Genomic DNA, 11,469 nt, shown 5'->3' with positions numbered 1-11,469 from the left:
TTAGCTTAGTGAGCAGATGAACACGAGCTGAGCATCTGCTCACAAAGCGGGGAGGCGTTATGGACGGATCGGAGCCCAATGGGGCAAAGTCCACGCGGTCCGGAGAGGATCTTCGTCTGGCCCTGCGCGCCGCCACGATGTACCACCTCGAAGGTGCCACGCAGGCCGAGATCGCAGTGAAGCTCGGCGTCTCGCGCCCCACGGCAGGACGGCTGGTGGCACGGGCCCGCACTCAGGGGCTCGTCACCATCGAGATCAACGTTCCCGACGATCTGCAGGGCACCGTGCACGCCGACATCGAACGTGAACTCGAGTCTCGCTACGGGCTGACCGAGGTACTCGTCGTATCGGACGTCATCGACGGCACGGATGCCGGCTACGGGTCACTGGGTCGCGCAGCGGCGACGTTGCTCTCGCGTCGACTCAAGGATCAGGATGTTCTCGGCTTCACCTGGGGACCCGAAACCGTGGCCGTCGCGAGTTCACTCAAGACCAGGTCCACCAAATGTGCTGCGGTGGTTCAACTCGACGGCTCCATCACGTCTGCCGACTATCAGACCGGCGTCGAGTACACGCTCGGGCGGTGCGCTGCATATCTGCAGGCGACACCCATCCGGCTCAACGCGCCGCTGTACGCCGATCAGGCGACAGTGGTTGCGCTGGAGCAGGATTCCGTGATCTCGCGCGCTCTCAGATCCGGGACCGATGCCGATGTGATGATGTACGGCATCGGTCCCGTCTCCACGTCCACCACGTTGTTCGAGGGCAGCTTCATCGACCTCGAAGTGCTCGACGAATTGCGTCGACTCGGCGCGGTGGGCGAGATCGGCGGACGGTTCTACGACGCCGACGGCAAGGACACCGGAGGATCGCTCCCCGGGCGAACCGTCTCGGTGGGACTCGACGCCATCAGAGCCTGCGATCGGGCTGTGCTTGTCACCGGCGGACAGCGCAAACACGAAGCGCTACTCGGTGCGTTGCGGGGTGGACTGGCGTCGATCTTGGTCACCGATATCGAAAGTGCACGTTGGCTCGTTGCGCAAGCTCCAGCAACGGCGACCTCCAATGGAAAGGTATTTCAGTGAGGGTATTACCCAAAGTGGTTCTCGCGGGCTCGCTCGCGACGACCTTGGTGCTGTCCGGATGCGCCGGTGCCGGCTCGTTCGGTGGTGACGGTGACGGCAAGACGATCACCGTTGCGATCGTCTCGAATTCGCAGATGTCCGACGCCATTTCGCTCGCTCCGGAGTTCGAGGCGGAGAACCCGGGAATCAATCTGAAGTTCGTGTCGCTGTCGGAGAACGAGGCGCGCGCGAAGATCACGGCCTCGGTCGCGACCGGTGGCGGTGAGTTCGACGTGGTGATGATCAGCAACTTCGAGACTCCGCAGTGGGCCGAGAACGGTTGGCTGACCAACCTTTCCGAATACGCCGACGCCACGCCCGGGTACGACGAAGACGACTTCATCCCGACGCTCAAGGAATCGCTGTCCTACGAGGGCAGCATGTACTCGGTGCCGTTCTACGGCGAGTCGTCGTTTCTGATGTACCGCAAGGATCTGATGGAAGCCGCAGGCATCACGATGCCCGAGGAGCCCACCTGGCAGGAAGTCGCCGACGCCGCAGCCAAGCTCGACAGCCCCGACGTCTCGGGTATCTGCCTGCGCGGCAAGCCCGGTTGGGGTGAAGTGCTCGCCCCGCTGGATACCGTCATCAACGCGTTCGGCGGACGGTGGTTCGACGAGAACTGGAACGCGCAGCTCAACAGCCCCGAGGTGGAACAGGCTGTTCAGTTCTACGTCGACTTGGTACGCGAGCACGGTCAAGCAGGCGCAGCGACAAGTGGCTTCAGTGAGTGCGGCACGCAGCTCTCGCAGGGAAACACCGCGATGTGGTACGACGCAACGTCCGCGGTGTCGGTGTTGGAGGACCCCACCTCGAGCAACGTCGTCGGCAAGATCGGATACGCCAAGGCTCCGTCGGCGGTCAAGGGTGACAACGGGTGGCTCTACTCCTGGGCACTCGGTATCCCGAAGACGTCGGAGAATCCCGATGACGCATGGAAGTTCGTCTCGTGGATGACCAGCAAGGAGTACCTGAACAAGGTGGGTAACGAATTGGGTTGGGAGCGAGTGCCTCCCGGTAGCCGTCTGTCGACCTACGAGATCCCCGAGTACGAGGAGGCGTCCGCGGCCTACGGTCAGGTGACCCTGGATTCGATCAACGGCGCCGACCCGAACAAACCCACGGTCGATCCGGTTCCGTACACCGGAGTCCAGTTCCTGACCATTCCCGAGTTCCAGGACCTGGGGACCCGCGTCAGTCAGCAGATCAGCGCCGCAGTGGCAGGACGAATCAGCGTCCAGGACGCGCTCGAACAAGCGCAGCAGTACGCCGAAGTGGTCGGCAAGACGTACCAGGAGGGCCAGGGATGACCACCACCGAAACACGTTCGGCAGTAGCCGATTCCGAGGAATTCGTACCGAGACCCAGGACGATCTCGAAAGCCGAAGGGTGGCGTCGCCGCGGCCCACTGCTGCCGGCGATGGTGTTCGCCATCCTCGTCACTCAGGTTCCCTTCCTGTTCACGCTGTACTACTCGACCCAGTCGTGGAACCTCGTTCGGCCGGGTTCACAGAAGTTCAACTGGCTCAACAACTATGTCGCGGTCTTCCAGGACAGCCAGTTCCGCGAGGTCGCCCTCAACACGGTGATCATGATCGTCGGAACCGTCATCATCTCGGTGATCCTCGGACTGTTCCTGGCTCTGCTTCTGGACCGAAAGTTCATCGGTCGCAGTCTGATTCGCACCCTGCTGATCACGCCGTTCCTGATCACGCCGGTTGCAGGGGCATTGATCTGGAAGACCACGATGTTCGATCCGGTCTTCGGCCTGATCAACTTCGTACTCGGTCCGTTCGGTGTGGATCAGATCGACTGGGTCTCGCGCTACCCGCTACCGGCCGTCATGGCGAACCTGATCTGGCAGTGGACTCCGTTCATGATGCTGCTCATCCTCGCCGGTCTGCAGTCCATGCCCAAGGACATCGCCGAGGCCGCACGGGTCGACGGCGCGGGTCCGGTCAAGCTCTTCCGTGAGTTGACGTTGCCGCATCTGCGCCGATTCATCGAGCTCGGTGCGGTTCTCGGAGCCATCTATCTCGTCAACACCTTCGACGCCGTCTACATGATGACCTCGGGCGGACCGGGTGTGGCCAGTGCGAACCTGCCCTTCTACATCTATCAGCGCGCGTTCCTCGGCTTCGACATCGGGCAGGCCGCCGCCATGGGTGTCGTCACCGTGGTGGCCACCATCATCGTCAGCACCCTGGCGCTGAGACTGATCTTCAAGAGCTTCAGCGGAACCGAGGAGGCAGCGTGATGAGTACCGCAACTGTAGAAAAGTCGACCAATGCCGCGCCGATCAAGCGCAAGAGCAAGTGGGGCCCGGGGTCCATCTGGTCCTTCGTGGCCTGGGTCGCCGGCATCGCATTCTTCTTCCCGGTGCTGTGGATGGTCCTCACAGGTTTCAAGCAGGAGGCCGACGCCTACTCCGATCCGCCCAAGCTGTTCTTCACGCCGACCCTCGATCAGTACCGCGGGGTCTTGGAGAGTGGCATCGGCACCACCTTGCTGAACTCGGCGTTCGCGACGGTCGTCTCGACGATCTTCGTTCTGCTGTTGGGTGTTCCGGCCGCGTTCGCACTGTCACTGCGTCCGGTCGAGAAGACGAAGGACGTGCTGTTCTTCTTCATCTCCACCAAGATGCTCCCGGTCGTCGCGGCGATCGTTCCGCTGTACGTCATCGTGGGCGACATCGGAATGTTGGACAACATCTGGACCTTGGTCGTGCTGTACACCGCGATGAATCTTCCTATCGCTGTGTGGATGATGCGCTCGTTCTTCCTCGAGGTGCCGAGCGAACTGCTCGAGGCCGCCAGCATGGACGGTGCATCGCTGTGGACGTCGGTACGAGAGGTGATCCTGCCGCTCGTCTCCCCCGGCATCGCGGCAACGTCGTTGATCTGCGTGATCTTCTCGTGGAACGAGTTCTTCTTCGCCGTCAACCTCACTGCCGTTCAGGCCCAGACGATTCCGGTGTACCTCGTCGGATTCATCACCGGCCAGGGCCTGTACTGGGCCCAGCTTTCCGCTGCTGCGAAGTTCGCAGCACTTCCCGTCGTCCTTGCCGGATGGTTCGCGCAGAACAAGCTCGTGCGCGGTCTGTCCTTCGGCGCAATCAAGTAGGAGAAGGTCACATGGCTGCAATCACGTACAAGAAGGCATCCTGCGTCTACGAAGGTGCCGACAAGCTCGCCGTCGATTCACTCGACCTCGACATTCAGGACGGCGAATTCGTCGTTCTGGTCGGGCCTTCCGGCTCCGGCAAGTCCACTGCTCTGCGCATGCTCGCAGGCCTCGAGGAGATCGACGGTGGTGCCATCGAGATCGGTGGCAAGAACATGGTGGGGGTACCGTCGAAGGACCGCGACATCGCGATGGTGTTCCAGAACTACGCCCTGTACCCCAACAAGACCGTCGGGGAGAACATGGGCTTCGCCCTCAAGATGCGCGGTGTTTCTCTCGAGGAGCGCACGAAGAAGGTGGCCGAGGCCGCGAAGATCCTCGACCTCACCGAATACTTGGACCGCAAGCCCGGCAAGCTCTCGGGCGGTCAGCGTCAACGAGTTGCCATGGGACGCGCCATCGTTCGTGAGCCGCAGGTGTTCTGCATGGACGAGCCGCTGTCCAACCTCGACGCGAAGCTCCGCGTCCAGACGCGTACACAGATCGCGGCGTTGCAGCGCAGGCTCGGCACCACGACTGTCTACGTCACCCACGACCAGGTGGAGGCCATGACGATGGGCGATCGTGTCGCGGTTCTTCGTGGTGGCAAACTGCAGCAGTTCGCCTCTCCGACAGACCTGTACGACCATCCGGTCAACGCATTCGTCGCGGGCTTCATCGGTTCGCCGGCGATGAACCTGATGACGGTCCCCATCGGATCGGGCGGAGTGCAGATCGGCAGCTTCCTGCTGCCGCTCGAACGCGACGAGCTCACCAAGCTCGCGAGTCTCGGTCTCGACGAGGTCACCGTCGGGCTACGTCCCGAACAGCTCGGCATCGTGCACGGTGGTGGTGAGGGTTTCGAGGGAAAGGTCGATCTGATCGAGGAACTCGGCAGCGAGTCCTACCTCTACGCGCATCTCGACGACCCCAAGGTCAAGGGACTCGACGGGGGACCGGTGTCCTTGGTTGCGCGTTCGGCAGTGCGAGCCCCGGCCAAGATCGGCGAAAGCATCGGTCTGACTCGACTCGACGGTGCGATCCACCTCTTCCACCCGGAGACGGGCGATCGGATCTGATTCATCGCGTGTGACCGAGATGTGAAGTCTTCGACACAGGGGTGCGAGCCGGGTTGGCCCAGCAGCGGGTGTAGTACATCCTGGTACCTGTGATTACCGGGGGTATCTCCATCGTGTTCACCGCATTGGCGTCGGTAGCGCTGGTCGTCGTATCGGTTGCGGCGCTGGCGCTACTGGCTCGTCGGACGCTCGGAGTGCCGGTCGGTTGGGTCCGCGCGATCGTGGTGGGTATCGGAGTGGTCGGGTTCGGTGCGCCGATCCTGAGTTTCGTGGCCGACCGACTGCACCTGGTCGATTCCGAGAACGGCAGCAGGCTTTTCGATCCGGCCGCGGCGACGTTGCTGGCCGTGTTGACGGTGGCCTGGATATTCCTGTTCGGCCTGTTGGCGGTGGTGGTTCTCGAAGCCGTGGCACCCAGTGGCTCGCTTCCTGGCCCGATGTCGTTGATCTTCGGTTGGCGAGCCCGCCGTCGCAAGGCACGGCGGTACGGGCAGATCATGACGATCCTCGTCCGACACGGTCTGTCTCGGTTCCTACGCCTCGGTGCGCGAGGTACCGACGCCGACCAGCGCCGCACGGCGCGCTCGCTGCGCCGCGCGCTCGAAGAGGGCGGGGTGACCTTCGTCAAGCTGGGGCAAACACTGTCCACGCGATCGGAACTGCTGTCGCGTGTCTACATCGAGGAACTGTCCCGCCTGCAGTCCGACGCTCAGGCGGTCGGCTTCGAGTCTCTCGAAGGGACCCTGCTCGACGGGTTGGACAGGCCGATCGAGGAGGTGTTCTCACGCATCGACCACGAGCCACTCGCCGCTGCATCGGTGGGGCAGGTGCACGCGGCAACGCTGATGGACGGCACCGAGGTGGTGGTCAAGATTCAACGGCCGACGGCCCGTCGACAGATCGCCATCGATCTGGACATTCTGGCCGGCCTGTCCGCCCGGCTACAGCGTGTCGCACCCTGGGCCAGAGCGATCGGTATCGACTCCCTGGTGTCCGGATTCGCGGCGTCGTTGCAGGAGGAATTGGATTACGACGTCGAACTGGACAACGCATTGGCGATCGGTTCCACGCTCGACGAATCCAGCCCGTACTCCATTCCGCGCATGTATTCCGACTTCAGCAGTCCGATGGTGTTGGTCATGGAGAAGATCGACGGTGTTCCGCTCACTCGCGCAGGGTCGATCCTGGCTCGAATGTCCGATGAGCATCGAGCCGATCTGGCATCCGACCTCCTCGAACAGATGCTGCGGCAGATGATCGTGTCCGGGGTCTTCCATGCGGACCTGCACGGCGGAAACGTTCTCATGCGCGAGGACGGCACCGTGGTGCTGCTCGACTTCGGGTCGGTGGGCCGACTCGACGACGTTTCGCGGATGTCGCTCGGACTGTTCCTGCACGCAGTCGACTCCGAGGACTCCCTCATCGCGGCAGACGCCCTGATCGAGTTACTCGGACGTCCGGACGGACTCGAAGAACGCAGGCTCGAACGCAGCCTGGGCGAACTGATGGTGCGTTACCGCGGATCGGTCGGAGGGAGCCGCAGTAACAGCGGCCTGTTCGGCGACCTGATCTCGCTGGTGATCCGTCAGAAATTCACGATCCCACCACAGATCGCTGCAGCGTTTCGGGCGCTTGCCACGGTGGAAGGCACCCTGACCCTCATCGCACCCGATCTGGATCTGATCGCGGTTGCGCGAGAGCGGGGACGAGCGGTGATGGTGGGTCGACTCTTCGACCGAAGTTTCGTCCGATCGCAACTCGAGAGCCAGATGGCCGCCAATCTGCCACTCCTGCGCCGGATGCCCCGCAAGCTCGGCAAGATCGTCGATCAGGTCGAAGAAGGCCGGTTCACCGTCGGGGTCCGAATATTCGAGGATCGATCCGACCGGCAGTTCATCGCCAGGTTGGCGCAGGAGTTCATGCTCTCGGTGCTCGCCGGAACCGGTTCTATCGGGTCGATTCTGCTGTTGCTCAGTACCGATGGGCCGCAGCTGACGTCGACGGTGCCGCTGTATCCGGTGCTGGGCACCGCGCTCCTGTTCGTCTCGTTCGTGCTCGGGCTGCGGGTGGTCGTTCGATCGTTCTTCGACTCCGGCCACCCCTGACGCCCAGGACGGACGTCGCCCACGCGACAGAAGGGGTCACCCGAAGAAGTCGGAGACCGTGTGACCGCCGCCGTTCGCTGTCACCCGGTCGTGCACCCACCTGCCGAGCGCGATGTCGAGGACCCCGAGCCCGAACGGCGAGAACACGATCGGTGCGGACCGGTCGAAGGTGACCGGGTCGTCCAGTAGTTCACCGAGGGTGCCGCGTACGAAATCGCGGTGACCGTATGCGAGTTCGGCCAGGTGCAAGGACGTGCGTTCGCGAATGGCGTGATCGACGTCGTCGGTGATGTTCACGCTCGCCGCGATCAGTTCCGGTGCCAGGTCGCGGAGGGACAGATGCAACACGACCGGGTTGGAGTCGAGCAGTGCCGGATCATGCAGGTGAGGCTGCGCCGCCACGGTTGCAATGATGACGAGATCGGCGTCGCGGCAGGCATCTACCGCGGAATCGGCGACAGTGACGATCAGATCGGGATCGTCGATTTCGGACCGAAACCGACGCGCAGAACCGAGATCGGTATCGAACACGGACAACTCGTCGATCGACCAACCGAGGTCCGTCAGGATCGACCAGCAGGTGCGCGAGATGAGGCCGGCACCGATGATCGCGACCTTCGCGGCCCGTCGTTCACCCACCACCCGTTCGGCGGCCAGAACCGCCCCGGCTGCCGTTCGGTTGGCGGAGATCGTCGACGACTCGAGCATCGCGTAGGGGAATCCGGTCTGCATGTCGTTGAGTATCAGCACTGCCGATGCTCGTGGTCGACCATCGGCGGTATTGCCCGGCCACGACGAGATCCACTTGATTCCCGCAGCAGGTGAGCTGGATCCGAGGAAAGCGGGGAGGGCGATGATGCGGTCGCTCGGCCGATCGGGAAACCGAAGGAAGGAAGAGTGCGGCACCACCACATCGCCCGCTGCCACGGCGCGATACGTGGCGGCGATGGTATCGAGAACACCGGGACGGTCCTCGGAGACGACGCGGTCCACCTCGGCTTTGGTGATCACACTCATCGACGGCGCAGTGTGGATCGACGGAGCAGTGTGCACAGAGGGCACGGAGAACGTATGGGTCACGAGAACTCCTGGTTCGATGTAGGTCGGTCGAAATGATCGCGCACCCAGCCGGAGTCGTACACGGTATCGGTGTACGCGGTGCCGCGATCGGCGCACAGGAACAACACACGGGGGCGACGCATCGGCCGATGATGCCGAAAGTACTGGTTCACAGCGTGATACACCGTTCCGGTCGATCCGCCACCGAAGACCCCGTGCCTGCGGACGAGTTCGTGACAGGCCAGAACGGCGTCGGCCTCCTCAACCATCACCACGTCGTCGATGATCGCTTGCCGCACCAGATCCGGCACTATGGACGAGCCGAGACCGGGGATGTGACGTCGGCGAGGCTGGCCGCCGAAGATGACCGAGCCCACCGAATCGACCGCAACGACGGTGACTCCGGGGAAGTCCTCCTTGAGACGGTTCGACACCCCCGAGATGGTGCCGCCGGTGCCGACACCGACGAACACGTAGTCCAACGTGTCGAATCGGTCGACGATCTCGCCTGCGGTGAGGGTGTAATGCGCGTCCAGCGCATCGTGATTGGCGTATTGGTTGGGCCAGAATCCGGCGAGATCGGCCAGCAGGTGATCGAGGCGACGCAACCGATTCTGAAGAAAGCCGCCGCCTGCGTCGGGTTCGCTGATCTTCTCCACTCTGTCGCAGGCACCTCGGAGAAAGTTCTCGGTGCTGGTGTTCGTGTTGGCATCGATGACCGGAATGAATTCCAATCCCAGTGCGCGGCAGAGTGATGCGAGAGCCACTGCGAAGTTGCCCGAGGACGACTCGATGATCGGCCGGCCCGGGGATATCTCGCCGCGGGCGATCGCACGACGCATCATCCAGAACGCCGAACGATCCTTGGAACTGCCGGTGGGATTGGTGAATTCGAGTTTGGCGAACAGGTCGACGCTGTCGTGGGCCAGTTTGACCACCGAGGATCCGCTGTAGGCGGGCCGTAGCTCGTTGATCGTGTCCCCGAGCGAGGTTCGGGTCCCGAGGTTTACGGTCCGCGGTCCGGTCTGGGTGCTGGTGGCACCTCCGTGTCCGCGGGCGGCGTTCACTTCGATTCCCGACGGTACGCAGCCACGGCCAGTGCGGCGAACACCACCGTCAATGCCGCGGAGAGTCCTACCGCCCACGCCACGGGATGCGTCGGGGCCACGGCGGATGCGCCTGCGCCGCTGGGGTTTCCGAACAACTCGCGGGTCGCCTGAACCACCCAGCTCATCGGATTGAGACTGCAGACCACGCGCAACCATCCGGGTAACCCCTCGAGCGGAATGAACGCGTTGGACAGGAACGTCACCGGCAGCACGATCACGAAGGCTACGGAGGTGATTGCCTCCGCGGTGCGGAGCATCAATCCGATCACCACTCCCAACCAGGACATGGCGAATCCGAACAGCAGTAGGACGCCGAAACCGGCTGCAGCATGCCAGAAGTCGGTGTTGATCTTCCAGCCGATCAACAGCCCGACGGCAGCCATGACGGCGACCGACACCGCGGAGGTCATCACATTGGCCACGGTGCGCGAGAGCAGCACCGACGTCTGGGTGATGGGGAGTGCGCGGAGTCGGTCGATGAGGCCACCGTTGAGATCGTCGGCGACCCCGAGTCCGGTGGAGGTGATTCCGGAGAGCATGGTCTGCGCCAGGATTCCGGCCATGAGATATTCGCGATAGTTGCCGCCGGGTACCGACATCGCCGCTCCGAAGAGATATCCGAAAATGACGAGATAGGACACCGGCATGATGGCGATGGCCAGCAGTTTCTCGGGAACTCGAACCAGATGCAGCATCTGCCTTCCGACCAGAGCTCCGGTGTCGCTCACCATGGTGGTCATCGCGCTGCCACCGGCTCTCGGGCACCCTTCGACTCCGGGTCGGCGGTGAGCTGATGGAAGACATCGTCGAGCGAGGGCCGGTCGATGCCGAACTCGGCGGCCTCGATGTCGTCGGCGACCATCCGATCGGCAACGTGCGCGACCTGCGCGATGGAGGAAGTGAGAGGCACTGTGAGACCCTGCTTTCCGTTCGTCGGTTCTCGGCCGCACACGGTTGCCATGATGGCGGCCATGTCAGCGGTGCGGTTCGGGTCCTTGGGGACGACTCGGAGTACCTCCCCGCCGACCTGTCGTTTGAGTTCTGCGGGCGAGCCCTCGGCCACCACCGTGCCCGCCGAGATGACGGCGATGTTGTCGGCCAGGTGATCGGCCTCTTCCAGGTACTGGGTAGTGAGCAGTACGGTCACGCCGTTGGCGACCTCGCGTTCGACCGACTCCCACAGCATGGCGCGGCTGGTGGGGTCGAGGCCGGTGGTGGGCTCGTCCAGAAACAGCACCCGTGGATGTCCGACGAGCGCGGCCGCCAGATCGAGCCGCCGCCGCATGCCGCCGGAGTAGTGCTTGGCCACGTCGTTCGCGCGATCGGCAAGACCGAACGTGTCGAGGATCTCCATTGCCCTCGCTTTGGCCCCCTTGCGGCCGAGCCCGCGGAGTACCCCGACGAGGGTGAGATTCTCCCGCCCGGTGAGCCGGTTGTCGATGCTCGCGGACTGGCCGGCGACGCCTATGGCGCGTCGCACTTCGTGGGCCTGCGTCCGCACATCGAATCCGGCAACCGAGGCGGACCCGGAGTCGGCGTCGAGCAGCGTTGTGAGGATACGAGCAGTAGTAGTTTTTCCGGCACCGTTGGGACCGAGGACGCCGAGCACTGTGCCCTCACGGGCGCTGATGCTCAGCGAATCCAGCGCCATCACGCCTGCGGATCCGGGGAATCGTTTGCAGAGACCTACGGCCTCGATCATTGGTGTCACACGAACAGTGAAGCGTCGCTGCGGGGCCACTCGCCAGGGCTTTGCACGGACTGACCGCGACGCGTGTTGCCAATTACCGGTTGCTGCAACCGCATTGCACCGGTACCCCGCTCGTCGCAA

10 protein-coding genes are annotated in these 11,469 nt (G+C 63.3%); 6 read left to right on the top strand and 4 right to left on the bottom strand.

Features of this window, described 5'->3' with window-relative positions; translation table 11 throughout:
• Positions 1–59: 59 nt before the first annotated feature.
• The 6 genes from CH275_RS06290 to CH275_RS06265 all read left to right on the top strand — a co-directional run bounded on the left by CH275_RS06290 (position 60) and on the right by CH275_RS06265 (position 7,470).
• Complete coding sequence (locus CH275_RS06290) at positions 60–1,085, top strand: sugar-binding transcriptional regulator (protein WP_094676225.1); 1,026 nt, start codon at positions 60–62, stop codon at positions 1,083–1,085.
• A complete protein-coding gene (locus CH275_RS06285) occupies positions 1,082–2,434 on the top strand; it encodes an ABC transporter substrate-binding protein (protein WP_441347267.1) in 1,353 nt (450 codons plus the stop codon). The genes CH275_RS06290 and CH275_RS06285 overlap by 4 nt, the downstream gene beginning before the upstream one ends.
• Positions 2,431–3,381: a carbohydrate ABC transporter permease gene (locus tag CH275_RS06280; protein WP_094676220.1), complete on the top strand. Its 951-nt coding sequence runs from the start codon at positions 2,431–2,433 to the stop codon at positions 3,379–3,381. Before CH275_RS06285 ends, CH275_RS06280 begins: the two co-directional genes overlap by 4 nt.
• Positions 3,381–4,247 carry a carbohydrate ABC transporter permease gene (locus CH275_RS06275; RefSeq protein WP_094676218.1) on the top strand — a complete coding sequence of 289 codons (867 nt, stop codon included), beginning with the start codon at positions 3,381–3,383 and terminating at the stop codon, positions 4,245–4,247. The genes CH275_RS06280 and CH275_RS06275 overlap by 1 nt, the downstream gene beginning before the upstream one ends.
• Positions 4,248–4,258: 11 nt before the next feature.
• Positions 4,259–5,365, top strand: coding sequence for an ABC transporter ATP-binding protein (locus CH275_RS06270; protein WP_094676216.1), 1,107 nt, complete (start codon positions 4,259–4,261; stop codon positions 5,363–5,365).
• A gap of 89 nt (positions 5,366–5,454) precedes the next feature.
• Positions 5,455–7,470 (top strand): ABC1 kinase family protein, encoded by a 2,016-nt coding sequence (locus tag CH275_RS06265; RefSeq protein WP_143546700.1) that lies wholly within the window; start codon positions 5,455–5,457, stop codon positions 7,468–7,470.
• 36 nt (positions 7,471–7,506) lie between these two features.
• On the opposite strand, the gene sbnB is transcribed toward CH275_RS06265, so the two are convergent.
• From sbnB to CH275_RS06245, 4 genes are read right to left on the bottom strand one after another with little or no spacing between them, the layout of a single operon-like run.
• Positions 7,507–8,550, bottom strand: coding sequence for a 2,3-diaminopropionate biosynthesis protein SbnB (gene sbnB / locus CH275_RS06260; protein WP_218828753.1), 1,044 nt, complete (start codon positions 8,548–8,550; stop codon positions 7,507–7,509).
• Positions 8,547–9,596, bottom strand: a complete 1,050-nt coding sequence (gene sbnA / locus CH275_RS06255; RefSeq protein WP_218828752.1) for a 2,3-diaminopropionate biosynthesis protein SbnA — start codon at positions 9,594–9,596, stop codon at positions 8,547–8,549. Before sbnA ends, sbnB begins: the two co-directional genes overlap by 4 nt.
• Positions 9,593–10,378: an ABC transporter permease gene (locus CH275_RS06250; protein ID WP_045197335.1), complete on the bottom strand. Its 786-nt coding sequence runs from the start codon at positions 10,376–10,378 to the stop codon at positions 9,593–9,595. Before CH275_RS06250 ends, sbnA begins: the two co-directional genes overlap by 4 nt.
• A complete protein-coding gene (locus tag CH275_RS06245) occupies positions 10,375–11,340 on the bottom strand; it encodes a daunorubicin resistance protein DrrA family ABC transporter ATP-binding protein (RefSeq protein ID WP_045197332.1) in 966 nt (321 codons plus the stop codon). The genes CH275_RS06250 and CH275_RS06245 overlap by 4 nt, the downstream gene beginning before the upstream one ends.
• Positions 11,341–11,469: the final 129 nt, after the last annotated feature.

The sequence above is a fragment of the Rhodococcus sp. 06-235-1A genome, from assembly GCF_002258785.1.
Taxonomy (GTDB): Bacteria; Actinomycetota; Actinomycetes; order Mycobacteriales; family Mycobacteriaceae; genus Rhodococcoides.
The sequence above is the reverse complement of the archived record's forward strand: the minus strand, read 5'-3'. Positions and strand labels throughout refer to the sequence as shown.